The sequence below is a fragment of the Achromobacter sp. SD115 genome (assembly GCF_017355315.1).
Taxonomy (GTDB): Bacteria; Pseudomonadota; Gammaproteobacteria; order Burkholderiales; family Burkholderiaceae_B; genus Achromobacter; species Achromobacter xylosoxidans_B.
Window position 1 is genome coordinate 157,161 of record NZ_JADIJM010000014.1, and the last position, 26,489, is coordinate 183,649.

The following is a 26,489-nucleotide window of genomic DNA, read 5'->3' on the forward strand; positions in this document are numbered from 1 at the left end:
CCGCCGCAAACAGGCCGCTTACTTCGCCGCCTGCACCTCGACCTTCACCGTGTTCGAGCGCACGCCGTTCGATTCGATATACACCTCGTAGACCGCCGGGTCCTTCGGCAGCTGCACCTGTGCCGCCAGATCTGTGCTGAACTGCGTGCCCACGCTGATGCCGGGGCTGATGGGAAGGCCCTTGGGCGGACGCGAGCTGGGGATCTCGTCCACTTCCATGCCGGGACGCTTGCGCGGCTTGTATTCGTAGGCCACGCCTTCATAGACCGCCTTGGTCTGCGTGTTGACGGCGACGAAACGCGGCAGCTTCTGGTTCTGCGATACGGGAATGATGCCTTGCGCGCAGACCGGGATGACCAGCGCGCCGGAGGCCTGCGGCCGCACGCGCGCGGGCGCGGCGATGTTGAGCTGGTCGTCGCTGCCATGGTTGGGCGGGATGCAGGCGTGGTCGTTCACCGTGCCGATGGGCGCGGTGGCGAACGAGGGCGGATCGATCCAGTCGGTATTCATCGTGGTCTTCTGGGTATGAGGGGTGGGGCGCGCGGCGGTGGCGGCGACAGGCGCGGCCACGGCCAGCGCGGCCGCGAGCAGCAGGGCCAGCGCGGGCGCCAGGCGGCGCCGCGCGTCAGAACGAGGGCCAGCCATTGGACATGTCCGTCTTGCGTACGGCCTGGGCGCAGCTGGCGCAGAAGCGGATGCTGACGCAGTCGCCGCCGAACATGACGCAGGAGCCGGTGTGGCTGGGATCGGCCTGGCTGGCGGGCAGGCCGAAGTGGCAGTGGTTGCCGAACTGGGAATAGAAATACGGACCCTTGTCGAGCTTGGACGAGTCCATTTCGGCTTCGTCCGGGTGGGCCCGAGCCCACTCGGGCCCGCTGGGCGTCATGCCGATCAGGTGGCCGATCTCGTGCACCAGCGTCTGCTGCAGATAATCCAGCGTGTTGGGCTCCCAGGGGCTCATCGCCGCCACGCCAAGGAGGTTGGTGCCAGGGAATGCCACGCCGCCCGCGGAGCTTTCCATCAAGCGGACCTTCAGGATGATCTTGCCCGAGGTCGGCACGGGAACCAGGCCCGCCATGCGGATGTTGAGGGCGTGGCAGGCCTTGGGATTCGCCGGGTCGTAAGGCACCGGGGTCAGGCGGTCCTTGGGTATGGGGACCTGCCTGATGCCGGCCGCGGGGTCGGTGTACTCGAACAGGCATTCGACGTACCAGTCCACGCCAGGCTCGATGTGATACCACAGGAAGCTGAGGTTGCCGTCGGCGCCGACGAACTGCACCTGCTTGTCGCCCGCGCCGGGACCGGCCGAGGCTTGCACGTAAATGGGCTGGACGGGCAGCATCGAGGCCAGCCGGTCGATGTGGCAGACGACCAGCGTATAGGGCTCGTGGTCCGGGCCCTGCGACCCTGGGTAGACGGAGGCGGCCAGCCGGCGCAGGCGTTCATAACCGTCGTCCGTGAATACGTCCATGTTGGCGTCGCCGCGCGTGCTGACGGGCGGCAATTGCACGACGTCCACGCCGTGCCGCGCGTATTCCGTGGCGGTCGGCTGGAAGCCGTGGCGGCGCGCCAGCGTCTCGGGGCCGGGCAGCATGATCTCCTGGATATACAGGCGGCGGGCGGTTTCGACCTGTTCCGTGGAGATGATCTGATTCTTGTCGTTCACCACCTCGAAGGTATAGGTGTTCAGGCCGGCGGCGGGCAGGGTGATGTTGTCGACCACCTTGGTGCCGTCGGCGTCGGTCACGTAGCTGTAGGAGCGCTGGTTGGGCTCGCGATACAGCGGCTGGCGGCTTTGCTCGCGCGCGGAGTACACCGCATTGCCCGGCCGCGGGCTGACCTTGACGCTGAAGCGATGCTGGCCGCCCTTGTTGAAGCGCACGCGGATCCTGGGCTTGTTGGTCTGGCGGTCCAGGCTGTCGAGCGCCTGGCCGTCGTTCCAGACCTCGTCCTCTTCCCGCAGGTTGACGTACTGGAGCTTGGCGCCGCTCCTGGCCCGGTAGGCGGACGGCGTGGGCGCGCCGGCATCCGGCGTCCCGGCCGGGGCGGCGCCGCCTGCATCCTGGCCGCCGGGCGCGCCCGCAGGCTTGGCGACGGGGCCGGGCAAGCTGACGCCGGCCATTTCCATGACCCGCTTGGCCATCGCCGGATAGGGCGAGTTGGCCACCGCGGGGATGTTCATGATCGCCTCCGCCACCTTGGGCAGCGTGGCGCTGGATATCGTGGGCGATTGCAGGATGGCGCCGACCACGGACGGAATCGCGGAGTCGGTCAGGCCCGGCGTGCTGAGGATCGCGCCCGCCACCGCCGGCAGATTGCCCTGGTTAACGTCGGGCATGGTCAGCAGCGAGTTCACTGCCGTGCTCAGCGCGGCGGGACGGCCGCCCATGGCGCCCATGGCCTGGGTCATGACCGGGCCGATGGCGGATCCCACGCCGCCGCTGCCGGTCGCCGTCAGGTTGGAGGCGGCGCCCAGCGCGGAGGCGGCGGTGGCGTTGCCCATTGCCGTGGCGGCGCCGGAAGCGCCCGACAGCACGCCCGAGGCGGACGGACCGGCGCCCGCGGCCGGCGTGGCGAGGCTGGACGCCTGCGAGGCCAGGTCCGACGCCTGCGACGCCATGCCGCCAGCCTTGGACACGGCGCCTGCCGCGTCGGTCAGCGCCTGGGGCATGGAGACTGCGCCGGCCAGCGCGTCGCCTGCGCCCTGCGTCATGGTGGATAGGCCGCCATCCATCAGCGATGGCGTCGCCATGCTGGCCAGGGATTGCGTGGCGCTGCCTGCCGCCGAGGCCGCGGCGCCGTTCGCGTACGAGGGCGCCACATTCTGCATGGCGGTCTTGGCCACGTCGCCGGCCTTGGTCATGGCGCCGGACATCAGGTCCGAGCCGGCATCGCTCGCGGCCTTGAGGGTCTTGCCGGCCATCGCGCCCAATTCCTGCACGGGCTTGAGCGCTTCGCCGGCCAGGGTTTTGGCCTGGTTCAGCATGCCCGACGCGCCTTCGGCTGCGGCGGTCAGGCCCTTGGATACGGCAGTCGCGCCGCTCGCAAGCGCGGCGCCCGCGCTGCCAAGCACGGAGCCTTGCGATCCGGCAGCCGCGGCCGCCGTGGGGGCTGCGGCGGCAGGAGCGGTGGCGGCCACCGCGCCAGTCGCGCCGGCCGCATTCAGCGCCTGGCCGGAGCTGGCTTGCGCCTGCAGCTTGGCTTTGGGGCGGTGCACCAGCTCGGCCGTGACCAGCATCGGGTCGCCCACCTGCGTGGACGGCAGCGCGGGTAGCGCGGCCGCATCGCTGGCTGGCCCGATCAGATTGTGCGACGCGCCCTTGACCGAGAACATGCCCGGTCCCTTGAACAGGATGTCGCCGCCATTCATGACGATGCTGGCGCCCGCCGCCTGCAAAGTGATGCTCTTGTTGGCGAGGATCTCTATGCTGTCGGAGGTGGATGTGACTGTGATGTCCTGGCCGGCCAGCATCTCCAGCATGTCGGTATGCGCGTGGATCGAAACCGGCGATTCGGCGGCGACGGCGCGGATGCCGCCGTCCTGCACGAACAGGCTGGTGGAGCGGCCGGAAGCCGTGGCGAAGGTCTGGCGCGCGGCCACGTGGCCGTCGGCCAGCGCGGTGACGTGCAGGTTTTCGCCGGCGTGCAGGATGGCCGAGGCGGGCGTGGCAAGGTTGAGGGAGGACGGCGCGTCGATCAGCATGCGGGCGCCGTCGATGCGCTCGACCGCCTCGGTGCCGCTGCGTTCGCCGCCGCCGGCCTTGACCGCCTGCTGGCCCCCAACGCTGCCCGGATAGCGGCCATCGCCCTTGGGGTCGATGGCGCGGGTCAGCGCGTCATATTGGCTGGTGGCCGCGAGCGCGCGCGCCTGGCGCTTCGTCCCCGCGGCATCCAGGCGTTGCGCCGCATGTTGCGCGCCGCGCAGGCGCGTTAGCGCTTCCTGTGCGTCGGCCTGGGTGGACCGCGCGTCTTCGCGCGCGCTGGCGGACACCAGCATGCCCTGCCCGGAGCGCACCACGGTCCAGGCATCCGAGCGCAGCTCGAAGCCGGTGCCGCGCCATGCGCCGCGGTTCGATTCTTCCGCCGCCTGGTCGACCAGATAGCCCAGGCCCAGCTGCGTGGCGCCGATGGAACTGGACAGGCGCGTGCGCATCTGCCGGGTCGTGTCGTCGAACAGCCACTGGCTGTGGCCCGCGTCGTCCAGGCCCTTGCTGTGCCAGCCGCTGAGCGTGCCAGGATGGTTGGCCGCGGCGTCCTCGCCGGCGGACCAGGGCGGCAGGTCGGCGTCGTTGTACAGCTGCGCCGAAGCCACGGGCTGGTCGATGTCGCCGTCCAGGAATTCGACCAGGACCTCGGTGCCTTTGCGCGGCAGATGGTGCGCGCCCCAATTGGGGCCGGCCTGCGCGCCGGCGACGCGCAGCCAGGTGCCGGAACTGTCATCGCCCGGCGCGTTGCCAGTGTCGTCGCCATGGCTGCGATGCGCCAGGCCGCCCGGCAGCGGACGCGCGCCGCGCTGCCAGGGAAATTGCACCTTGATGCGCAGGTCGCGGCCCGAGGAAATGGGCGCGTCCTGCGCGGCCACCACCATGGCTGTCAGACCCTCGGGGGCCGTGGGCTTGGCGCGCCAGTCGGGCGCAAGCGGCGCGGCCGCGGGCAGGGCGCTGAAGCTGTTGCGGTACGAGCCGTGCTCCAGGTCGGATTCGCCCAGCGCCCGTGCGGCCTGGCTGCCCAGATTGTTGGCGGCTTCGTGTTCAACGTGCAGCAGCGTGTAGCGGTTGCCGCCCATTTCATCGACAGTCTGGCCCGAGCCCGCGGCATAGCGGCTGTGCTGGGTCAGCGTGAAGTCATGGCCGGGCATCATCTGGCGGGCCGTGCCGCCGCCGTCAAAGCGCACCATGCGGGCTTCATGCGCCTGCAGGCTGCGCGCGGCGGCGAGTTCCGCGCTGTCGCTGTCGGCGTAGCGGCCGTGACCATCGTAGTCGTAGTCTTCAAGGCGAGGCACCGCGCCGGCCGGGACGTCGGACTGCGCATGCGCCGCGTGCGCAAGCAGCTTGCGGTCGTCCCAGGCCAGGCGGGTGACGGCGTTGGACTGCACCGCGCGGGCCCCGCCGAAACGCGTGATGCTGTCCTCGGTTTCAGTGGCGTCGCTGCGGTGAAAGCGCAGCGTGGCGTCGGGGCAGGCCGGCCGCGCCGCGCGCGTGTCGAACACCACCAGCCGGTGCCGCGCGCCGCCCGAGGCGTCGTCCTGCTGCTCACCCTGCTGATGGTCGAAGCGGAAGCTCAAACCGGCTTCGGCCAGCAGGCGCAGCACGAAAGCCAGATCGGTTTCGCGGTACTGCGTGCGCAGCGGGCGCGGCGCGGGCGGCTCGGCGATGTCGAACGAGTAGGCCGCCTGCGGATAGTCGGCGAAGATCTCGGTGAGGATGTCGGTGACCGACTTGTCCTGGAACAGGAAGCTGTCGCGGCGCAGGCCCAGGGCCGCCAGCCAGGGCGCGGCGTGCAGCCGGTAGCGCGCCAGGCCGCCGTCGGCGCCCAGCGCGTCCACGCCTTCGACCACCGCATGCCATTGGCGCCTGCCGCCATCTGCCAGCAGCACGCTGACGCTGATCTCGCGGCCCAGCAGGGCCTGTACGTCCAGTTCGGCCGAGGACGCCAGGCAGTCCAGCGTCAGGGCAAACAGTTCGGAGACGCCTTCGCGCAGGCTCATGCGCTCTACGGCGAGCGCCGCGTCCAGCGGCGTGCGCACTTGCAGCATGCGGGCGTTCTGGGAAAGGGCGGCAACATCCAGGCTGCTGAATCCGGCGGGCGCTTGGGAACGGTCGGTCATGGTGTGGAGCGGTCGGCCTGCGGCTGTCAGGGTAGCGGGTCAGGGGAGCGAGATGGTCAGGTGCGCGGCGCGCGGCCCGATCTTGACGATGTCATGGTACGGAGCCATGGCGGTCTGCATGTCGCGGTTCAGGAAGTGGCTCATGCCCAGATAGGCCAGCAGGCCCAGCAGCGCGAACAGCGCGCCGATGCTCCACAGCGGCACGTCGCGCTTGAGCGTATGGGCGATCTTGTCGGGCAGGGGCCAATGCGGGGCGAAGCCCGAGCGCTTGCCGCGCAGCAGCGTGATCTCGTCGCCCAGCCGGGCGGTGAGATAGCCCAGCTTCTCCTGGCCTTCGATCATGTACTTGCCCTGGAAGCCCAGCAGCAGGCACATATAGAACACTTCCAGCGATTGCAGGCGCGGCGCGCCCTGCGCGCGCAGGTCTTCCAGGCGGGCAAAGAAGTTTTCGCCAGCGAGCTGTTCGCCGAACAGGGTCAGCTGCAGCGGCTGCAGCATCCAGGCGTCGCGGATGGAAAAGCCGGAGTTCAGCACGGTCTCGTCCACCGCGGCGCAGAACGCGTACTTGGTAGCGTAGACGTCCTCGGCGGGGATATCCATCTTCTTGGCGCTGCGTTCGAAGTCCGCCAGGAACTGCTGCACGCGCGCCGAGAACGAAGCCGCGTCGACGGGTTCCTGGCCGCTTTTCAGCAGGAACAGCATCAGGAAGCCGTCGTACAGCAGGTCCAGCAAGGACTTCGCGGGGCGCGAACCGTAAAAATCGGCGGCTCGGGGAGGGAGCGAGGCTCCGGGCATCAGGGAAGGCGCGTCGGCGGTCATGGGCAGGCTCTAGCGGGTGACGGCGATGAGGTCCAGTTTCAGGTCGGGTATGCCCGAGGGGGCATAGATGGCGATGCTGCGCGCCTGCAGCATGCGGTCGTACAGCGAGCCGCGCGTCTGCAGGGTGAAGTAGCACGCGCCCGGCTTGACGGGCACGGCGGGCGGCACCTGCGGCGTGTAGACGAGCTGCACGCCGGGCATGGCGGAAAGCACCAGCTTTTCCACGTCGTCGGGCGCGCCCACCTTGAAGCGCAGCGGCACGGTCTCGGCCAGTTCGCTGGCCGGCGTGGCGGCGGACACCGACAGGTAGAGGGCGGTGGTCTCGTCGAGCTTGCCGGAGTCCAGCCGGCCCACGTGGAACGAGGGGCGCAGCTCTTCCAGCACGATGGAGAAGTAGCGGGTGGAGATGACGGTGTCGAGCAGGTCGCGCAGGATCTCGTCCAGTTGCGCGAAGGCCGCGCCCGGCGCATCGTGCTGGTAGGCCGGCAGGTCCGCCAGCGTGTGCACCTTGGAGAAGGTCATGAGCGCGCCCGCCAAGCGCAGCATTTCCTGGAACAGGCGTTCAGGATGCAATTGCGGATTGTGGAACAGGTGCGATAGCGCCGAGTAGGCTTCGTTGCAGGTGTGCAGCAGCCAGAACGAGGCCACGTCGCCCGAGCGGAATTCGATGATGTTCTTGTTCGGCTCGCGGTGAAAGCCATACAGCGCGTTGACCTTGGCTTGCAGTGCGTCGAGCAGACGGCGCAATTGCTCGAACAACGCGCTGCATGCCTGCACACTGACGCTGGGGGCGATGAAGCTGGTGTCCAGTTCATAGCCGGCGCTGGCGGTGCGGCGCACGCGCGCCACGGGGATGGTCAGCAGCGCGTCGCGCGGCTCGTGTTCCGACAGCAGGCGCACATTCTTGCGCAGGAAGGCGAGCTCGGCCGTGCTGGCGTTGGTGTAGAGATCCGGCGCCGGGCTGTCCTGATGCGCGTAGCGCGCATCGAAACCCTGTTCCTGGCGCGTGTCGCGATAGTTGCCGCCTACGTCCTTCATCGGATGCAGCGCCAGATAGAACACCGCCGTGCTGGCGCCGTCCAGGCCGTCCAGCGCGACCGCGGGCGGCAGGTCGTCGTTGTGGGGCGCGCTGTAGATCTCGCCGTCGGGAAAGATTGCGGAGAGCTCGGTGGCGCGCAGCATGCCGTTGGCGAGCGCCGCCGCGTCGAAGCGCGCCGCGCGCAAGCCCCACGCATAGGGATGCAGCGCGCGGCTCATTTCCGCGAGGCGGGCCTCGTGGTACGCGTCTTGGCGTTGAAAATGCTGGGGCCGCAGGAACAGCCCCTCTCCCCACAATATCTTCGCTGAATGGCTCACGTTTTCTGGCTCTTGCTTCTTATATAGAGAGGGCGTCCCTGACGGCGGCTAGACGCGGCCATGGGCGCGGTCGGCTCGCGTTCAGCTCGGGCATTGCACCGAGCCGAGGCGGGCCGGGTCGAAGCCGGGCATGCCCGGCGGCAACACGATCTGTCCAGTGACCACGGTCATCGCGCAGGCATGGGCGCCCATGACGATGCCGCTGTCCTCGGCGGTCTTAACTTCGAATACGTATTTCCAGCGCTGCGGCGCGGGCGCGTAGAACAAGCCCGCTACAGCGATGTAGGCAGCGTTTTTCGGCACTTTTTCCAGGTGCTCGTAACGCTGTCCCGGCGTCAGGGTGACTTCGCGCGAGGCGATGATGCTGTCGCCCAATGTCGCCTTTTCGGCGTCAGTATCAACCAATTGCGTGAGCGGTGCGCGTTGAAATGCCTCGGCATTCTTCAAATAGTATATTTTCGTAACCACAGCCATGGGCTGGCCGCTACTCGCATTCAAATTTTCTCCGGCGTGTATCGCCAATTTCACATCGACGGGCGCATTCGGGTCTTTTTTCAGACCCGCCATATCCATCATGCCGCCGGTCATTCCCGCCACCGCTCCGATCGCTGAAACCGCCGCGCAACCGCTGATTACGGGGCTTGCCGCGATGACGGCCGCTGCTGCCACGCACCGAGAAAAATAGAGATGTTTTGACATGGCTCTTTATACCGGAAGGCTGCGACAACATACAGATCGCGGCGCGATGAGCGAAGTTTCGTGGCAAGTTACATGACGTAATGCACTGTAGTGTGGCGCTAACAAAAGGTTGTTGAAATACGCGGCCTTGGTTACACCCTCCTACATACCAAAAAAATGCACATATCCCGGGTTCTCCTCATCAGCGGAATGCTGGCCTTCCTCGCGGGCTGCGCCACGTCCCCCAAGCCGCAGACCGACGCCGAGTACAAGCAGTCGATGACGCACGCCACGCAGACCCTGGCGGGCAAGGGCAATGATCAGGCGGTTGCCGAGTTCCAGGAAATCGCCCTGCTCAATCCCGCGCGCGGAGAGCCGTGGTCGTACATCGCGAAGATCCGCTTCGACGAACAGAAGTACGGCGAGGCCATCGTCGCGGCCGATGAAGCGCTGAACCGCGACCCCGAGGACTTCACGGCCAAGACCGTGCGCGCGGTGGGCGGCCTGCGCGTGGCGATGCAGTCGCTGGCCGATCTGCGCGCCAATGCGCTGCTCGCCGGCAATGCCCGCACCGATGCGGTGGCGCTGGCCGCCGCCATGCGTGAAACCCTGGGCCAGGACGTGTTGTTCCCCGAAGGCTACAAGCCCCCGCGTCCGCGCCAGCCGCGGCGCAACGATGCGCAGGGCGCAGCCGCCGGGCAGCAGGCCAAGCCCGCCGCCAATGCGGCGGCGACGACGCCGGCCGCAACGCCCGCAACATCGGCTGCAAACCCCGCTGCAAACCCCGTCGCGAAGCCTGCGGCGAACCCCGCCGCAACTCCGTCCACGGCGCCGGCGGGCAACGGCGCGGCCCCGGCCGGCCGCGCGCCGGATCCTTTCGGCAATCTCCTCAAACCCTGATCGGGCCCACGGCCTCTTCACTATGCACTTCGCTTGGAGCCCCCATGGCTAAGAAAGAAAGCGTTCAGAAAAGACTCCAGAAAGTACGTCCGCCGCGCGTGCAGCTGACCTATGACGTCGAGAAGGGCGACGCGATCGAGCAGAAGGAACTGCCTTTCGTCGTGGGCGTGGTCGGCGATTTCAGCGCGCAGTCCGAAGCCGAGCTGCCGCGCCTGAAGGACCGCAAGTTCGTCAACATCGACGTCGACAACTTCGACGACGTGATGCGCGGCCTGGAGCCGCGCGCCGCCTACCGCGTGAAGAACCGCCTGACCGACGAAGGCGGCACCTTCGGCGTGGACCTCAAGTTCCGCTCGGTCGAGGACTTCCGCCCCGAGGCCGTGGTGCAGCAGATCGAGCCACTCAAGGAACTGCTGGACATCCGCACCAAGCTGGCCGACCTGCGCAATAAGCTGGCGGGCAACGACAAGCTGGAAGACCTGCTGGGCGAAGTGCTCAGCAGCACGGAAAAACTGCAGCAACTGACCAGCGAAGCCGGCAAGAACGGCAAGGGAGGCAGCAATGAGTAATTCCGCCGCCGCGCAGAACGTATCCGCGCCCGCCGCCGAGGCCGACTCGGGCCTGCTGGACCAGATCGTCGAGCAGAGCCGCGTGGCCAAGTCCACGGCCGAGCACGACCGCGCCAAGGACCTGATCGGCGAATTGGCCCGCGAAGTCATGAAGGGCACCGTGGTCGTATCGGACAACCTGTCCGCGATGCTGGACGCCCGCGTGGCCGAACTGGACCGCCTGATCTCGGCGCAACTGAGCGAAGTGATGCATGGCGCCGAATTCCAGAAGCTGGAAAGCACCTGGCGCGGCCTGCATTACCTGTGCCAGGAGAGCAACACCGGGCCGATGCTGAAGATCAAGGTGCTCAACGTCACCAAGCGCGACCTGGTGCGCGACTTCCAGACCGCCATCGACTTCGACCAGAGCCTGATGTTCAAGAAGGTCTACGAAGAAGAGTTCGGCACCTTCGGCGGCTCGCCGTTCGGCGCGCTGCTGGGCAACTTCGAAGTCACGCGCCAGCCCGAGGACATGTACTTCATCGAGCAGATGTCGCACGTGGCGGCCGCCTCGCATGCGCCCTTCATCGCCTCGGCCTCGCCCGAGCTGCTGGGCCTGGACAGCTTTGCCGACCTGGGCCGCCCGCGCGACCTGGCCAAGGTGTTCGACACCGTGGAATACACCAAGTGGCGCAGCTTCCGCGACTCGGAAGACTCGCGTTACGTGGGCCTGACCATGCCGCGCTTCCTGGGCCGCCTGCCGTATGACCCGAAGGAAGGCACCTCGGTGGAAGGCTTCAACTTCGTCGAGGAAGTGGACGGCACCGATCACGCCAAGTACTTGTGGTGCAACGCCGCCTGGGCCTTCGGCGCGCGCCTGACCGCCGCCTTCGCCGACTTCGGCTGGTGCGCGGCGATCCGCGGCGTGGAGGGCGGCGGCCTGGTCGAGAACCTGCCCACCCACACCTTCAAGACCGACGACGGCGAGATCGCCCTGAAGTGCCCGACGGAAATCGCCATTACCGACCGGCGCGAAAAGGAACTGAGCGACCTCGGCCTGATCCCGCTGGTGCACTGCAAGAACTCGGACTACGCCGCGTTCTTCGGCGCGCAGTCGGTGCAGAAGGCCAAGAAATACAACACCGACAGCGCCAACGCCAACGCGGTGCTGTCGGCGCAACTGCAATACATCTTTTCGGTATCGCGCGTGGCGCACTACCTGAAAGCCATGATGCGAGACAAGATCGGCAGCTTTGCCTCCGCGCAATCTGTCGAGAGCTTCCTGAATCGCTGGGTCTCGCAGTATGTGCTGCTGGACGACAACGCGAGCCAGGAACAGAAGGCGCAGTTCCCCTTGCGGGAGGCATCGGTGCAGGTTGCCGAAGTGCCGGGACGTCCCGGCGTGTTCCGGGCCGTGGCGTTTTTGCGGCCTCACTTTCAGCTCGACGAGCTTTCGATTTCGCTGCGCCTGGTTGCGGAACTTCCCGCCCAGGCCCAGAAATCGTGATCACCGTCAGATTCGACGTTTTTAACTGGAGAGGCTATTAATGAAGGACATCTACGTCAAATTCGGCAATCCCGCACTCAAGGGCGAGTCGCAGGACAAGGACCATCCGGACTGGATCGAAGTCGGATCGTGGCGCCATGAGATCATCCAGCCGCGTTCGGCTACCGCCTCCACCTCCGGTGGCCATACCGCCGAGCGTACCGAGCACGGCGAGATGGTCTTCACCAAGGACCTGGACGTGGTCAGCCCGCTGCTGTATCAGCACGCGTCCGGCGGCACCACCTTCGACGAAGTGACCATCGATTTCCTGCGCGCCGACGGCGAAGGCAACCGCGTCAAGTACCTGGAAATCAAGCTCAAGTACGTGATCATCTCGCGCGTGGCGCCGGAAGTCGTCAGCGAAGGCCTGCCGCACGAATCGTTCTCGCTGAAGTACGCCGCGGTGCAGTGGAAGTACACGCAGCAGAAGGTGGGCGGCAACCAGGGCGGCAATGCCCAGGGCGCATGGAGCCTCACCAAGAACGACAAGACGTACTCGGTCTGAACCTGACCGCATGAACGGCAAAGGCCCCGGCCGGTCCGGCGCCTTTGCTCAATGAGGCCGCGATGAAGGGATTCGAACCCAGCCTGTTCGACAAGCTGTTCGACGGGGACGGGCAGACACCGCATGCGCTGCGACGCCTGTCGGTGGAAGAAATCAAGGAAACGGTCGCGCGCGACATCGAGGCCCTGCTCAATACGCGCATGGTCTTCACCGAAGACTCGCTCAAGCGCTATCCGAACTGCCAGCGGTCCATCCTGACCTATGGCCTGTCGGATTTTTCCGGCCTGAGCCTGGCCAGCCACTATGACCGCGAGTTCATCTGCCGGTCGCTGGAGCAGGCGATCGCCCGCCATGAGCCGCGCCTGACGCATGTGCGGGTGTTGCTGCAGGTGGACAGCCGCGCGACCTCGGTGCTGTATTTCGCGATTACCGCGATGCTGGACGTGGGGCCTGCCCACGAGCCAGTGACGTTCGACGCGACGCTGCAGCCGTCGACCTTGCAGTACTCGGTGAGCAAGGGCCGGGCCAAGGCCGCGGCCGCCGCCGCCTGATAACAAACCATGCACGCGGGCGCTGGCGGCATGCCGCCGGCGAAGAAGGGAAAGATGGAAGAACTGCTGCCTTACTACGAACGCGAACTGGGTTTTCTGCGCGGTTCGTCGCGCGATTTTGCGCAGCGCTATCCCAAGATCGCCGCGCGGCTCGGGCTGTCCGGCGAGACCTGCGAGGATCCGCACGTCGAGCGGATGATCGAATCGTTCGCCCTGCTGGGCGCGCGCATCAACAAGAAGCTGGACGACGACTATCCGGAGTTCACGGAAGCGCTGTTCGAGGTGATGTATCCGCACTACCTGCGCCCGTTCCCGTCGTGCTCGGTGGCGCAGTTCGATATGGGCGGCATGGGCTCGCAGCTGACCGCGCCCGTGCGCATGGCGCGCGGCACGGAACTGAAATCGCATCCCGTGCGTGGCGTGGCGTGCCGTTTCCGCACGGCGTACGACGTGACCCTGGCGCCGGTGAGCATCCGCCAGGCGGTGTTCGCCGCCACGGCCAACGCGCCGTCGGCGGCCAGCCTGCCGGCAGGGGTGACGGGCCGGCTGTCGCTGACACTGGCCTGCCTGGCCGAGCCCCAGAACTTTTCAAACTTGGCGGTGGACCGCCTGCGCGTCTACTTGCATGGCGAGCCCTCGTTCGTGGCCGCGCTGCGGGACTGTCTGTTCCTGCGCACGGCTGCGGCCTATCTGGAAACGCAGCCGGGCCGCTGGAACCGCATGCAGGACGTGCCGCTGGCAGAGGTGGGGCTGTCCGAGGACGAAGCCCTGATCGACTTCCCGGCCAGCTCGCATCCCGCCTACCGGCTGCTGGCCGAGTACTTCGCGTTCTCCGAGAAATTCAATTTCGTCGACGTCGATCTGGCGGCGCTGCGGCGCGCGGCGGGTCCGGTGCGAGAAATCACGCTGCACCTGGCGTTGAAGGGCGTGCGCGCCGACTCGAATACGGCGCGTCTGCTGGAATCGGCCTCGTCCGACAACTTCCGGCTGGGCTGCACGCCAGTCGTCAATCTGTTCGCGCAGCGCGCCGACCCCATCCGCGTCACCCATGCGCAGGCCTCCTATCCGGTGGTGGCGGACGCGCGCCGCGCCTATGGCTACGAGATTTATTCGATCGACCGCGTGCGCCAGGTACGGCAGAACGCGCAGGGCGATTCGGTGGTGGAGTTCCGGCCCTTCTATTCGCTGCATCATGGCGAGACGCCCGATGGCGCCAGCCATTACTGGACCGCGCGGCGCAATTCCATGGTGGCCGAGCGCAGTCCCGGCTACGAAATGGAACTGTCCATCGTGGACATCGATTTCGATCCTTCGCTGCCGCAGACCGAGACCCTGAGCCTGGAGTTGACCTGCACCAACCGCGACCTGCCCGCGCATCTGGCGGTGGGGCAGCCGGGCGGCGACCTGTTCCTGGAAGGCGGTTCGATCGCGCGCGAAATCCGCATGCTGCGCCGGCCCACGCACACGCACCGCTTCCAGCAGGGGCGGGCGGCGCACTGGCGGCTCATTTCCCACCTGGCGCTGAACCATCTGTCGCTGGTGCATAGCGGTCTGCCCGCGCTGAAGGAAACGCTGCGGCTGTATGACCTGTCGCATTCCGCGGTGGCGGCGCGCCAGATTGAAGGGCTGGTCGGACTGGACTACAAGCCCGCCACGCACTGGATGCCTGGCGAGCCCTTCGCGACCTTCGTGCGCGGCATTGAAATCCGGCTGACGATCAACGAAGACAACTTCGTCGGCACCAGCCTGCATGCCTTCGTGGCGGTGATCAACCGCTTCTTCGGCCTTTACGTGCACGCCAACAGCTTCGTGCAGCTGGTCGTGCTGTCGCGCCGCGGCGCGGACGAAATCCTACGGTGCGCTCCATGCAACGGCGACGCGATCCTAGCGTAATCGAATCGCTGCTGGCCGAGCCGCAGCGCTTCAAGTTCTTCCAGGCCGTGCGGGTGCTGGAGTCGTGGTTCGCCCGGCAGGAAGGCAGCCGTGCGCGCAATGCCGTGCCCACGCACCTGCGTTTCCTGAATTCGTCGTCGCTGGCTTTTCCCGCCAGCGAGATCGCGGCGCTGACGGCCTATGACAAGCAAGGCCAGGCGCTAGAGGACACCGAGTCAAGATTGGCGGCGCTGGCGGCAGGCAACCTGGGTCGGGTGGAAATCGAGCCGGCGTTCTTCGGCCTGCTGGGCGCGCAAGGCGCCATGCCGCTGCATTACACCGAGATCCTGAGCACCCGCGAGAGTTCGCGGCGCGACCGCGGTGCGCGCGCCTTCTTCGATATTTTCTCCAACCGGGCGGCGGCGCTGTTCTATGCGGCCTGGAAGAAATACCGCATGCCCGTGCGGCACGAGACTGAGCAGGACCATCACTACCTGCCGCTGCTGCTGGCGTTGGGAGGCATCGGCCATCCTGCACTGCGCGACCGCCTGCAATCGGAACAGGGCCGGGTATTCGACGAATCGCTGGCGCACTACGCCGCGGCGGCGCGCCAGCGGCCGGTATCGGCAGCTTATCTGCAACGCGTGCTGGCGGACTATTTCCAGGTGGCGCTGCGGGTGGAGCAATTCGTCGGGCGCTGGTATCACGTACCGCCGCAGAATCGCACGCAGCTGGGCATGCCCGGCGCGGTGCTGGGCGTCTCCGCCATGGCCGGCGACCGCATCTGGCAGCGCGACATGCGCATCCGGCTGTGGATCGGCCCTTTGTCCAAGGAGGCGTTCACGGACTTCCTGCCCGGCGGCGCGCGCGCCCAGGCGCTGGAGAAGCTCCTGACCATGTTCGGCGGCATGAGCTTCGAGTACGAGGTGCGGCTGGTGATGGCTAAGGAAGACGTGGGCGGCAGCGTGCTGGGCGAAGGCGGCGGCGCGCGCCTGGGTTGGAATTCCTTTCTTTGCACCGAGGCCGTGGCGTCCGACCGCGACGACGCCAGCTACGAATTGCACACCATTCATTAAGACTAGACGACCTGGAATATGGCCACACCCTTGAAGACCCTGATTGGAAAGCTCAACCAGACCTGCCGCCAGGCGGCCGAGCGCGCCGCCAGCCTGTGCATGGCCCAGGGGCACTACGAGGTGGACCTGGAGCACCTGTTCCTGGCGCTGCTGGAAAAGCCGGCCAGCGATTTCAGTATCGTGGCGCGGCGCAGCGGCATCGAGTCGGCGGTGCTGGAAGCGGACCTGAACGCCGAGATCCGCGGCTTCAAGAATGGCAACACGCGCACGCCAGTGTTCTCGCCGCATCTGCCGCGGCTGTTCGAGCATGCCTGGTTGATCGCCTCGCTGGACACGCAGACCACCCGCATCCGTTCCGGCCATCTGTTGTTGGCCTTGCTGACCGAACCGGATCTGGCCCAGTTGGCGCGGCGCGGTTCGCGCCTGTTCGAATCGTTCCGCCTGGACGAGCTGAAGCATGACTACGCCGCGCTGACGGCGGGCTCCGAAGAGGCGGGTCAGTCGGTGGCGCTGGGCGATAGCCCGGCGGGCGACGCCGGGCAGGATGGCGCGGCCACCGCGGCCGGCCTGTCCAAGACGCCGGCGCTGGACCAGTACACCGCCAACCTGACGGAAAGGGCGCGCGAGGGCAAGATCGACCCGGTGATCGGCCGCGATGCCGAGATCCGCCAGATGATCGACATCCTGACCCGCCGCCGCCAGAACAATCCCATCCTGACCGGCGAAGCTGGCGTGGGCAAGACTGCGGTGGTGGAAGGGCTGGCGCTGCGCATCGTGGCGGGCGACGTGCCGCCGGCACTGGCCGGCGTCGCGCTGCGCACGCTGGACATGGGCTTGCTGCAGGCTGGCGCCAGCGTCAAGGGCGAATTCGAAAACCGTCTGAAGAATGTGATCGACGAGGTCAAACAGAGCTCCACGCCCATCATCCTGTTCATCGACGAAGCCCACACCATGATAGGCGCGGGCGGACAGGCCGGGCAGAACGATGCGGCCAACCTGCTCAAGCCGGCGCTGGCGCGTGGCGAGCTGCGCACCATCGCCGCCACCACCTGGAGCGAATACAAGAAGTACTTCGAGAAGGACGCCGCGCTGGCGCGCCGCTTCCAGGTCGTCAAGGTGGAAGAGCCCAGCGAGGAACTGGCCGCCAGCATGCTGCGCGGCATGGCGCCGCTGATGGAGCAGCATTTCGGCGTGCGCGTGCTGGACGAGGCCATCGTCGCCGCGGCGCGCCTGTCGCACCGCTACATCAGCGGCCGCCAACTGCCGGACAAGGCCGTCAGCGTGCTGGACACGGCTTGCGCGCGCGTGGCCCTGGGCCGCAGCGCCACGCCGGCGCTGATCGACGACGCGCGCCACCGCCTGGCGCGCCTGGAGACCGAGCGTGCCGCCTTGCGCCGGGAAGCCGCGGCGGGCGCGGCACAGTCCGCGCGCCTGCGCGAACTGGACCTGGAAATGGACGCCACGCGCGCCGCGCTGACGGACGCGGAAGCGCGGCTGGCGCAGGAGAGCGAACTGATCAGGCAGATCCACGCATTGCGCGAGGAACTGGAGGCGGCGGGCGTAGACGCCGCGCCGGAGCCCGCCGGCAAGCGCCGCTCGGGCAAGGCGGCCGAACCCGCCGCCACGCCCGGCCAGGCGCAACTGGCCGAATTGCAGCAGCAACTGCGCGCCTTGCAGGGCGAGGCGCCGCTGGTGCCCGCCTTCGTGGACGCGCAAGTCATCGCCGAGATCGTGTCGGCCTGGACCGGCATCCCGCTGGGCCGTATGGTCAACGACGAAATCCGCACGGTGCTGGAACTGCAGCCCCTGCTGGCCGAGCGCGTCATCGGCCAGGACCATGCGCTGCATGCCATCGCCCAGCGCGTGCGCACCGCGCGCGCCGGCCTGGAAGATCCCAACAAGCCCAAGGGCGTGTTCCTCTTCATCGGCCCCTCGGGCGTGGGCAAGACCGAAACCGCGCTGGCCGTGGCGGATGTGCTGTACGGCGGCGAACGCAAGCTGGTCACCATCAACATGAGCGAGTACCAGGAGGCCCATAGCGTATCGGGCCTGAAGGGCTCGCCGCCGGGCTACGTGGGCTACGGCGAGGGTGGCGTGCTGACCGAGGCGGTGCGCCGCCAACCCTACAGCGTGGTGCTGCTGGATGAAATCGAGAAGGCCCATCCGGACGTGCTGGAGTTGTTCTTCCAGGTGTTCGACAAGGGCGTGATGGATGATGCCGAAGGGCGCGAGATCGACTTCCGCAACACGCTCATCATCCTGACGTCCAACGTCGGCTCGTCGGCCATCATGCAGGCTTGCCTGAACAAGAGCGCCGAAGAGCGGCCCGACCCCGAGGCCTTGCAGGAACTGTTGACGCCGCAGTTGTACAAGGCCTTCAAGCCCGCCTTCCTGGGCCGCATGAAGACCATCGCCTATTACCCGGTGGATGACGACGCGCTGGCCCGCATCATCGGGCTGAAGCTCGGGCGTATCGCGCAGCGGGTCCAGGCCAACCACCGCGCCCTGTTCGAATGGGACGAGGCGCTGGTGGAGGCCGTGCTGGCGCGTTGCACCGAGGTGGATACCGGCGCGCGCAATGTGGACCACATCCTCAACGGCACGCTGTTGCCGCAGATCGCCGAGCAGGTGCTGGGCCGCATGGCACAAGGGGAGGCCATTGCCCGCATCCGCGTGACTGCCGGCAAGAACGGCGAATTCCGCTATCGCCTTGCCTGACGCCGGAGCCTGACATGCCTTTGGACAACACCGGCCTTTCCCGAATGTCGATCGCGTCGGTCGACCAGGCCAATCGCCTGCTCGATTTGCGTACGCCGTTGGGCGCGAACCGGCTCGTGGCGGAAACGCTATCCGCCACGGAAACCCTGTCGGACGGCGCGTTCCGGCTCGAACTGACCGCCCTGTCCGACGATGCCGGCATCCCCTTGTCCGAACTGCTGGGCAAGCCGGCGACCCTGCGCCTGCAGACCGCGCTGGGCCGCGACCAGCCGCGCGTCTGGAACGGCTACATCACGGCGGCGCAGTTCCAGGGCGCCAACGGTGGTATGGCGCGCTACGGGCTGACGCTGGAGCCCTGGCTCGCTTTTCTGCGCGCGCGCCGCGACAGCTTTGCCTATCAGGACAAGACGGTCTTTGAAATCGTCGACAGCATATTTGGCGACTATAAGGACCAAGGAGGTCTCGCGCCGCAGTGGCGCTGGGTGGTGAAGGACCGCGCCGCGTACGCCAAGCGGAGCCTGACCGTGCAGTACCGCGAGACCGACCATGCCTTCGTCGAGCGTCTGCTGGCCGAAGAGGGCCTGTTCTACTGGGTGGAGCACGAAGGCGGCGAAGGCGAGGGCAGCCACACGCTGATCATCGCCGACCATAACGGCGCGTTTCAGCCCGGCCCGCAGGCCAGCGTGCGTTTCGCGCGCGCCGATGTCACGGAGACCGAGGACAGCATCCAGCAGTGGAGCCGGCGCGCGCGCTGGCAGACCAACGCGGTGCGCATGGCCAGCTGGGACTACCGCAGCGCCCAGGCCAGACCAGTAGCGGCCCAGGTCGATGGCGGCGTCTCGAAGGGCGCGATGGATCTGGTCGTCAACGACTATCCCGGCCAGTACGCCTACGAGGACAGCGCGCAGGGAGAACGCCTGGCGCATATAGCGCTGGCCGCGTTGCGCGTGGGCCAGGACAGCTGCGAGGGCGCGGGCACGGTGCGCACGCTGGCGCCAGGCCAGCGCTTCGAACTGACCGGGCATTACCAGCAGGGCGGGTCGGCCTATGTGGCGATTGCCGTGCGGCACGAGGCCCGCAACAATTTCGACGAGGACCTGGGCCGCGCCGTGCGCGAGGCGCTGGGCCAGAGCGGTCCGGAGGCGGCCGACTTTTACTGCAATACGTTTACCTGCATCGGCATCGATACTGAATTCCGCAAGGCCACGCGCGACGGACATGGCGAACGCCTGCATCCCCGGCCCACCGTGTACGGCGCGCAGACCGCGCTGGTGGTGGGTGCGGAGGCGCCGGTGCATACCGACCGCGATCATCGCGTCAAGGTGCAGTTCCATTGGCAGCGGGGCAAGGCCTCCAGCAGCCGCCTGGAACATCCCTCGGGCGACGAGAACGCGCCCGCCAAGGATGAGCTGGGCACCTGGGTGCGAGTCGCGGAGCCCGTGGCGGGCGGCGACTGGGGCGGCAACTTCGTACCGCGCGTCGGCCAGGAAGTGCTGGTCGAGTTCCTGCACGGCGACATCGACCGTCCCGTGGTGGTTGGCGCGCTCTACAACGGCGCGGGCGCCGAGGACGCGTCGCACAACCAGGTGCAGGGCGGCGCCGCCAACGCTACCGGCAACGCGCCCGCCTGGTTCGCCGGCGGCGCCGACGGCCATGCGCACAACGTGGTGATGTCCGGCTTCAAGACGCAGGCGCTCGCCAGCAGCGGGCAGGGCACCGGCGGCTACAACCAACTGGTGCACGACGACACGCCGGGACAGTCGCGCCTGACGGCTTCGACCACGCAGGCCGAGAGCCGCCTGAACCTGGGACACATCAAGCAGCAGCGCGACAACGAAAGGCTGCAGGACCTGGGCCACGGCGCGGAACTGTCGACCCGCGAGGCGGTGGCGCTGCGCGGCGGCGCCGGGCTGCTGATCAGCGCGGACGCGCGCAAGAACGCCAAGGGCGCGCTGCTGGATAGCGAGGAGGCGGGCCTGCAGATTGAGAACGCGATGCGCGCGGCCGAGGAACTGGCGCAGGCGGCAACGCGCCAGAAGGCCGTGCTGGAAGGCGATCCGGAAACGCTGCCGGCGCAGGACGCGCTGAAGCACGTGCTGGAGGTGATCGATGCGAAACAGGACGCGCCCGAAGGCGAGCCCGTCGCGGCCTATAGCGAACCGCAGCTCCAGGTGAGCGCGCCCAGCGGTATCGGGCAGTACACGCCGGCCGACGCATTTCTCGTGGCCGGCGCGACCCTGGCGCAGGTGGCGCCAGACGTGAACTGGGTCGGCAGCGCCAACCTTGCGATGGGCGTGGCCGGCGGCGCGGTGCTGTTCACACTGGGACGCAAGGCGCCCGGCGGCAGCCCGGTGCAGGGCCAGGGACTGATGCTGCATGCGGCCGGCGGCAAGCTGCGCCTGCACAGCCAGGACGCCAAGATGACGCTGTCCGCTGAAAAGGCGGTGACCTTCGCCTCGGCGCAGGCCGGCGTGACCGTGCAGGCCGCCAAGCGCGTGCTGGCAACGGCGGGCGGCGCTTACATGCGGGTGGAAGGCGGCGGCATTCAACTGCATGCGCCGGGCAAGGTCGAGTTGAAGGCCGGCGTGCACAACTGGGTCGGCCCGGAAAGCAGCCAGGCGAATCTGGCCTTCAACGAAGCCAGTCCCTTGTGCGAAGCCCGGGTGCGCGGCGCGGCCCAACGCGGCGGCGCCGTGGTGCCGCTGGGCTGAGGCGGGAGGACGGCGGCATGCTCGATTACCAGGCTTTCAACGCCTATGGCTTTGGCCTCATCCAGGATGAACGGACGCCCGGCGTGCCGGCCTGCGTCCAGGCCGAAGCCCTGGTGCCGCCGGCGCTGCGGAAAATGCCGGGCCTCATGCCCCGGTTGGTGGATCTGTCCGCCATGCCAGTGGCGGACAAGGCGCAGGCGCTGGCCAGCCTGAATCAGGCTTTGCTTGATGGCGGGGGTCTCTGGCTGGGGCTGTTGCTTCACTCCGATCAGCCCGCCGATGCCGTAGCCGCGCATCTGCGGTCGCGGATGATCGTCGATATCGCGGGCCAGGGACCGTGCTTCTTCCGTTTTTTCGACCCGCGCGTGTTGGTCCAGCTGCCATGGATGCTGGACCCGGCGCAGCTGGCCTGGCTTTGCGGGCCGGTGCAGCGCTTCGTGTTCCATCTGGACGGCGCATGGTGCACCGTGACGCGCCCCGACGCCGAGGCGGCGGCGCGCCCGAAGTTGAGCGTGGAGCAATCCTTCGCCTTGACCCAGATGCAGGCCCTGAATGAAGTGCTGTCAGATCTGGATACGCTGGAGCCCGCAGGGCGCGTCGCCCTGGGCCAGGCAGTGATGGCGCATTTCCGCACGGCCCGGGAGCTGGGCCTGGCGACGGCGCAGGAACGCAAGGCGTTTGCACGGCATGGCCTGGACGTGCACCCGGCCTTCCACCGCCACGAGCGGGTACGCGCCTGCCTGGCGGCAATGCGGCCCGAAGATGATTACCCCTACCTTGCTGCGGTCCAGGATCTGTCTGATGAAGATTGGTCCAGCGTGCGCGCGGATATGGAACGAACTGGAGAGCCCGATGGCCGATGATGCAAAGAACTGCGGGAAGAAGCGCTCGTCGCTGGATTGCGGGGAGGATTGCCCGTTTCACCGGATCGGCCTGCCCATCATGCCGCTGCGCTACGCGGTGCTGAAGAACGACGGCGCCTTTCCGGCGTTGGACGGCGACCTGAACTTGCCGCAGCTGGCCGAGAGGCCCCTGGGCGACAGCGCGCGCTATGGCGTGCGCCTGCTGCGCCCGGGCTATCTGTACGTCTATGACGAAGCGCGCTCTGAGCTGAAGGGTTACTACGTCAACGAAAACGCCACCCTGTACAACTTCGACCTCGACAAGCCGGTGCAAGACTGCGACCGGACCTTTACTTGCACGATGGACCACGAAGCCAAGGCTTCGCTGCTGACCATTCCGAACGCCAAAAAGGCGACCTATGTCTGGCTGGCATATTCGGACGTGCAGTGGACCAAGGATGTGTGCAAGGCGCACAAGGGCAAGAAGGGCGCCGACATGCGCGAGCGGCATATGTTCAAGTTCGATGTGCAGGCCTGGCTAAGCAGCGGCAAGCATGCGAATGCCAAGAGCATCAAGACTCTGAAGGATACGGCCGCCGACTACCAAGTGCATCGCAAGCGCGATCTGGATCAACATCAGAAGCAGCAGTTTCTGGGTTGGAGCACCGTCGGCTATTACGACGTGAAGGGCTGGATGGGGGAAATGATCGAGAACGCCGCAGAGGCGTTCCTGCCCGGCAAGGGCCTGATGCTGGCGCTGCCGGACAGTACCGGCATCCTGCAGGACATCGCGCGGCTGATGCGGATCCGCTTTGACGATTTCGTCTCGAACAAGGAGGACCTGCGTCCGCTGACCGTGTCGAAGTCGATTGAGTCGCTGAGCGAAATCATCATGCAGTCGGCCGAAAGCGACTTCCTGGAGCAGCGAGGCCGGGATGCGATCAACCACTCGGTCTATGGTACGACGACCCCGAGTATGGGAGCCGGACCGGGAGGCGCGGGCGCGGGCGGGCTGGCGGTAGGCCAGCTACTGGCGGACTGGTTGATGCCCGAAAACAAGCAGCAGCGTATGGCCGAGGCGGAGAACTATCGGCATCCGACCGAGCAGGAGCGCGCAACGGTGCGCTGGGACGCCTGGAAGAAGTATTGCGAAAACTACGATGAGAACGCGCGAAGGGCGTGGCAGAAAGGCTTCGACGAGCGCCTGACGAAATTCGACGCGGCGACCATCGTGCCCCTGGCAAAGGCGCACGTCGCGTGGATCACATGCCAGAAAACGCTGGATTCGTTCGAGTGCAACTACGACTCCAACAGCGCGGACAGCGGCGAGGTCTACCAGACAGTCTTCGCTTTGTGCATCGACGGAACCCAGGACAAGCGCATCTGCTTCAAGCAGTATACGGACTGGTTGCAGGGGGAGCCGGACGACACGCGCAACCTGCTGCTGCGCGCCATGTTCCACAACCAGGATTTCGTGGTCAAGAAAGTGGTCGAGGCGCATGAGGCTGCCCTCGACTGGAAGGCGATTCCCTGGGGCAATCTGCACGAGGCCTACAAGACCGGACTCAAGGTGCTGAGCGAAGGGCAGATGGACAAGACCGCGCGCCTGCTGGAGCAGCTCATGGGGCCGGTGGTGCAGGTGCTCAAGATGGGCGTGGATAGCGGCGTCGCACGCAAGCTGGCGATGTACGTGGGCCTGCTGGCGCGGCAGAACGTGGCGATCGTGGAGGTCGAAGGCGGGAAGAAGGCATTCCGCGCCGCGTTGATCCGCGAGGTCCTGCGCCAGCATGGCAGCCAGGTGAACATGCGGCAGATGGAGCAGGCGGTGGCTGATGAGCTACGGCGTTTGGAAGTGCGCGGCGAACAGCTGGAGGGCACCGACAAGAAGCGCTGGTTCATGCTGGTGGACAGGGATGCCGCAGCCAATGTGTCGTCGGACTTGCGTGCCGGAGACCGGGCCCGTGCCCTCGCGCAGACGACCATGACGGTCGAGGAATACGAAGCCAGGGAGCTGTCGCGCTGGCGCACGGCGATCAATACGGACGTACGCGTCGGTGTCGTCGGCTGCCTGTTCCAGACGGTGGCGGTATACAAACTCTGGAGCGACCTGGAGTCGGCCATGCCGCACGAACGCAGCGACGCGAGCTGGAAATTCGTGGTTGGCATCGCATCGGCGGGCGGTTCGGTGGCCGACGTGCTGGGTGTGGCGCTCAAGTCCCGGCAGGCCGCCGGAATGCGGCTGGGCATGGGCGTGGGACTGGAAACCACGGGCTCGCTATTGGTGCGTTGGGGCGGCCGCATCGGGGTCGTCACCGGCGTCATCATGGCAGTGTTCGACTTCAAGTCCGCCAAGGACCAATTCGTGATCGAGAAGAACGGTCTGATGGGTGGGCTGTATGTGGCCTCAGGTATCCTCAGTCTGGTCGTGATCGGTGCGTTCGCCCTGTCCGCCACGGTCGTGGGGCTGATCGCGGCGGTGCTCCTGATCATCGTGGCGATACTGATTGAAAAATTCAAGGGCAACAAGATTGATGACTGGCTCAAGCGTTGCCTGTGGGGCAAGCTGCAGGGCCAGTCCGGGACCGATTATTACTATGGAGTACAGCAAGAGATGAACAGCCTGCGCGTGGCGCTGGGAGGGTCGTGATGGACTTCACGGGGCTGATGTCCAGATTCCCCAACGACCGTCCATTGTCGGAATTCGACCGTGAACATCGCTTGCTGCAGAAAAAACGTCTCGACGTCCCGCTGCTGGCGCAGCTCTGCGTCGTGAAGATGAATTCCAACAGCTTGCTGTCGGTGGACCGCTGGTACGGCTGGCGGGGCTTCATCGCCTTGATCGGGGCCATAGGCGTGGCCTTTGGCGTGGGCGGCATCCTGATGCTGGCCTGGATCCTGGTGGTGGATAACGTGCCCAATGAGAATGGCCTCTGGGAGGCGATCTTCTTCGGCATGGCGATGTTCGCCGCGCTGGGGTTGGCTGGCGCCTGGGGCGCGTGCAAGGAGATGTTCCGCTGGACCTACTATCCGATTGCGCTGGATCGCAAGCACCGTCTGGTACATGTGTTCCGGTTGGATGGCACCGTTTTGACGGCGCCCTGGGACAAGATCTATTTCACGCTGGGCCGGGGCAAGGGCACGTTCGGCTGGCTCAACTGGGACATACGCGGCCTGATCCTGGCCGAGGACGGCGTCACGGTGCAGGAGACCTTCGCCTTCTGCATCGCCACCAGCCGCGTGGAGAACGCCTATTCGCACTGGGAGTTCCTGCGCCGCTACATGGAGGAAGGCCCGCAGGCGGTGCTGGACGCGGTCCTGTACTGCATGCCGGTGGACGGCAAGCGCGAGAGCTTCGCCTTTTCCAAAGAGCGCGTTTTCGCCAACGACGCGCAAAGTCCGGGCTTCATGTATCTGATGATGATGCCGTTCAACTACTTGCACGCCATCATGCGCTGGGCGGTCATGCAGACCAGCAAGATCCCAGCGTTCCCCCCGGAGATCGAGGCTACGCTGCAGCCTGAGGCAGGCGACAAGTACGTGCGCGATGCGTCGATGAATCCAGAGGACCTGCGCTAGGCGAACGGAGCGGGAGTGGATTACACGGGTCTTACCTCGAAGTTTCTCAACAATCGGCCGCTGAGCGAATTCGACCGGCAGCATCATCTGAAGCAAAAGACCCTCCTTGATGCGCCGCTATTGGCCGAGTTATGCGTCGTAAAGATGGACTCCAATCGTTTGGTGTCGGTTGACCGCTGGTATGGCTGGCGCGGCTACATGGCATTGGTGGGCGGCGTAATTGCATTGGTAGGCCTGGGTGCTGCTTTGGCATTCGGGGCATTGTTCGTGTTTGGTGACGTTCCCAATGAAAATGGCCTTTGGGAAGCGATTTTCTTCGGGGTCGCCTCATGCATAGGGCTAGCGATTTTTGGTAGTTGGATGGCTTGCAGAGAACTGTTCCGTTGGACCCACTATCCCATTGTTCTGGATCGCAAGCATCGCCAGGTGCATGTGTTCCGGCTGGACGGAACGGTCCTGACGGCTCCATGGGACAAGATCTATTTCACTCTTGGCCGAGGGAAAGGCCCGTTCGCTTGGCACAATTGGGATATCCGTGGATTGATCCTGGATGCGGACGGTGTGACGGTTAGAGAGACGTTCGCCTTTAGCATGGTGACCAGCGAGATCGAAGGAGCGCGCTCCCACTGGGAGTTTCTGCGCCGCTATATGGAGGAAGGCCCTCAAGCGGTGTGGGACGCGGTCTTGTACTGCATGCCCATTGATGGAAAGCGAGAGAGCTTCGCGGTAAGCAAGGAGCGCGTGTTTGCGAATTATGCCCAGATCCCGCTCATCTATCTGATCATGATTCCCTTCAACTACCTGCACGCCATCATGCGCTGGGCAGTCATGCAGACCAGCAAAATCCCGGCGTTTCCGCCGGAGATCGAGGCTACGCTGCAGCCTGAGGCAGGCGACATGTACGTGCGCGACGCGTCGATGAATCCCGAGGATCTGCGCTAGGCGCGGCCCCTGCGGCGGCGCG

General features: G+C 66.5%; 18 protein-coding genes. 13 read left to right on the plus strand and 5 right to left on the minus strand.

Going from position 1 to position 26,489, the window contains the following annotated elements:
* Positions 1-18: 18 nt before the first annotated feature.
* From IPU70_RS20160 to tssJ, 5 genes are all read right to left on the minus strand, one after another.
* Entirely contained in the window at positions 19-645 is a 627-nt protein-coding gene (locus IPU70_RS20160; protein ID WP_207469685.1) for a hypothetical protein, read from the minus strand.
* The gene (tssI, locus tag IPU70_RS20165; RefSeq protein ID WP_207469694.1) at positions 626-5,827 is read right to left on the minus strand and encodes a type VI secretion system tip protein TssI/VgrG; all 5,202 of its coding nucleotides are present in this window, start codon (positions 5,825-5,827) and stop codon (positions 626-628) included. The genes IPU70_RS20160 and tssI overlap by 20 nt, the downstream gene beginning before the upstream one ends.
* A 39-nt stretch (positions 5,828-5,866) precedes the next feature.
* Positions 5,867-6,646: a type IVB secretion system protein IcmH/DotU gene (icmH, locus tag IPU70_RS20170; protein ID WP_013396294.1), complete on the minus strand. Its 780-nt coding sequence runs from the start codon at positions 6,644-6,646 to the stop codon at positions 5,867-5,869.
* 9 nt (positions 6,647-6,655) lie between these two features.
* Positions 6,656-8,002 (minus strand): type VI secretion system baseplate subunit TssK, encoded by a 1,347-nt coding sequence (tssK, locus tag IPU70_RS20175; protein WP_207469697.1) that lies wholly within the window; start codon positions 8,000-8,002, stop codon positions 6,656-6,658.
* Between the two features lie 81 nt (positions 8,003-8,083).
* Complete coding sequence (gene tssJ, locus IPU70_RS20180) at positions 8,084-8,701, minus strand: type VI secretion system lipoprotein TssJ (protein ID WP_207469704.1); 618 nt, start codon at positions 8,699-8,701, stop codon at positions 8,084-8,086.
* Positions 8,702-8,890: 189 nt separating this feature from the next.
* On the opposite strand from tssJ, the gene IPU70_RS20185 reads away from it, so the two are divergent.
* The 13 genes from IPU70_RS20185 to IPU70_RS20245 all read left to right on the plus strand — a co-directional run bounded on the left by IPU70_RS20185 (position 8,891) and on the right by IPU70_RS20245 (position 26,467).
* Complete coding sequence (locus IPU70_RS20185) at positions 8,891-9,580, plus strand: hypothetical protein (protein WP_207469706.1); 690 nt, start codon at positions 8,891-8,893, stop codon at positions 9,578-9,580.
* Positions 9,581-9,624: 44 nt separating this feature from the next.
* Positions 9,625-10,149 (plus strand): type VI secretion system contractile sheath small subunit, encoded by a 525-nt coding sequence (gene tssB / locus IPU70_RS20190; RefSeq protein WP_013396290.1) that lies wholly within the window; start codon positions 9,625-9,627, stop codon positions 10,147-10,149.
* Positions 10,142-11,635: a type VI secretion system contractile sheath large subunit gene (gene tssC / locus IPU70_RS20195; RefSeq protein ID WP_013396289.1), complete on the plus strand. Its 1,494-nt coding sequence runs from the start codon at positions 10,142-10,144 to the stop codon at positions 11,633-11,635. Before tssB ends, tssC begins: the two co-directional genes overlap by 8 nt.
* 40 nt (positions 11,636-11,675) lie before the next feature.
* Positions 11,676-12,179: a type VI secretion system tube protein Hcp gene (locus tag IPU70_RS20200; RefSeq protein ID WP_006395404.1), complete on the plus strand. Its 504-nt coding sequence runs from the start codon at positions 11,676-11,678 to the stop codon at positions 12,177-12,179.
* Between the two features lie 62 nt (positions 12,180-12,241).
* Positions 12,242-12,730 (plus strand): type VI secretion system baseplate subunit TssE, encoded by a 489-nt coding sequence (gene tssE / locus IPU70_RS20205; protein ID WP_013396288.1) that lies wholly within the window; start codon positions 12,242-12,244, stop codon positions 12,728-12,730.
* 54 nt (positions 12,731-12,784) lie between these two features.
* On the plus strand, positions 12,785-14,623 hold the full coding sequence (gene tssF, locus IPU70_RS20210) for a type VI secretion system baseplate subunit TssF (RefSeq protein WP_207469711.1): 1,839 nt from the start codon (positions 12,785-12,787) through the stop codon (positions 14,621-14,623).
* Positions 14,587-15,678 (plus strand): type VI secretion system baseplate subunit TssG, encoded by a 1,092-nt coding sequence (gene tssG, locus IPU70_RS20215; RefSeq protein ID WP_207469718.1) that lies wholly within the window; start codon positions 14,587-14,589, stop codon positions 15,676-15,678. The genes tssF and tssG overlap by 37 nt, the downstream gene beginning before the upstream one ends.
* 18 nt (positions 15,679-15,696) lie before the next feature.
* Entirely contained in the window at positions 15,697-18,396 is a 2,700-nt protein-coding gene (gene tssH / locus IPU70_RS20220) for a type VI secretion system ATPase TssH (protein ID WP_207469720.1), read from the plus strand.
* Between the two features lie 14 nt (positions 18,397-18,410).
* Entirely contained in the window at positions 18,411-21,107 is a 2,697-nt protein-coding gene (locus IPU70_RS20225; protein WP_207469728.1) for a type VI secretion system Vgr family protein, read from the plus strand.
* 17 nt (positions 21,108-21,124) lie between these two features.
* Positions 21,125-21,970: a DUF4123 domain-containing protein gene (locus IPU70_RS20230; protein ID WP_207469729.1), complete on the plus strand. Its 846-nt coding sequence runs from the start codon at positions 21,125-21,127 to the stop codon at positions 21,968-21,970.
* Entirely contained in the window at positions 21,960-24,596 is a 2,637-nt protein-coding gene (locus tag IPU70_RS20235; RefSeq protein WP_207469730.1) for a DUF4064 domain-containing protein, read from the plus strand. Before IPU70_RS20230 ends, IPU70_RS20235 begins: the two co-directional genes overlap by 11 nt.
* Before the next feature lie 17 nt (positions 24,597-24,613).
* The gene (locus IPU70_RS20240; protein WP_242702605.1) at positions 24,614-25,525 is read left to right on the plus strand and encodes a DUF6708 domain-containing protein; all 912 of its coding nucleotides are present in this window, start codon (positions 24,614-24,616) and stop codon (positions 25,523-25,525) included.
* 15 nt (positions 25,526-25,540) lie between these two features.
* Positions 25,541-26,467 carry a DUF6708 domain-containing protein gene (locus tag IPU70_RS20245; protein WP_207469732.1) on the plus strand — a complete coding sequence of 309 codons (927 nt, stop codon included), beginning with the start codon at positions 25,541-25,543 and terminating at the stop codon, positions 26,465-26,467.
* The last annotated feature ends 22 nt before the right edge of the window (positions 26,468-26,489 follow it).

What these genes read in the sequence shown, in the direction of transcription:
- tssB (WP_013396290.1), top strand. Translation starts at nt 9,625, where the DNA reads ATGGCTAAGAAAGAAAGCGTTCAGAAAAGACTCCAGAAAGTACGTCCG.
- IPU70_RS20235 (WP_207469730.1), top strand. Translation starts at nt 21,960, where the DNA reads ATGGCCGATGATGCAAAGAACTGCGGGAAGAAGCGCTCGTCGCTGGAT.
- tssF (WP_207469711.1), top strand. Translation starts at nt 12,785, where the DNA reads ATGGAAGAACTGCTGCCTTACTACGAACGCGAACTGGGTTTTCTGCGC.
- IPU70_RS20225 (WP_207469728.1), top strand. Translation starts at nt 18,411, where the DNA reads ATGCCTTTGGACAACACCGGCCTTTCCCGAATGTCGATCGCGTCGGTC.
- tssJ (WP_207469704.1), bottom strand. Translation starts at nt 8,701, where the DNA reads ATGTCAAAACATCTCTATTTTTCTCGGTGCGTGGCAGCAGCGGCCGTC.
- IPU70_RS20230 (WP_207469729.1), top strand. Translation starts at nt 21,125, where the DNA reads ATGCTCGATTACCAGGCTTTCAACGCCTATGGCTTTGGCCTCATCCAG.
- tssE (WP_013396288.1), top strand. Translation starts at nt 12,242, where the DNA reads ATGAAGGGATTCGAACCCAGCCTGTTCGACAAGCTGTTCGACGGGGAC.
- icmH (WP_013396294.1), bottom strand. Translation starts at nt 6,646, where the DNA reads ATGACCGCCGACGCGCCTTCCCTGATGCCCGGAGCCTCGCTCCCTCCC.
- IPU70_RS20200 (WP_006395404.1), top strand. Translation starts at nt 11,676, where the DNA reads ATGAAGGACATCTACGTCAAATTCGGCAATCCCGCACTCAAGGGCGAG.
- tssH (WP_207469720.1), top strand. Translation starts at nt 15,697, where the DNA reads ATGGCCACACCCTTGAAGACCCTGATTGGAAAGCTCAACCAGACCTGC.
- tssC (WP_013396289.1), top strand. Translation starts at nt 10,142, where the DNA reads ATGAGTAATTCCGCCGCCGCGCAGAACGTATCCGCGCCCGCCGCCGAG.
- tssI (WP_207469694.1), bottom strand. Translation starts at nt 5,827, where the DNA reads ATGACCGACCGTTCCCAAGCGCCCGCCGGATTCAGCAGCCTGGATGTT.
- IPU70_RS20160 (WP_207469685.1), bottom strand. Translation starts at nt 645, where the DNA reads ATGGCTGGCCCTCGTTCTGACGCGCGGCGCCGCCTGGCGCCCGCGCTG.
- IPU70_RS20185 (WP_207469706.1), top strand. Translation starts at nt 8,891, where the DNA reads ATGCTGGCCTTCCTCGCGGGCTGCGCCACGTCCCCCAAGCCGCAGACC.
- IPU70_RS20240 (WP_242702605.1), top strand. Translation starts at nt 24,614, where the DNA reads ATGTCCAGATTCCCCAACGACCGTCCATTGTCGGAATTCGACCGTGAA.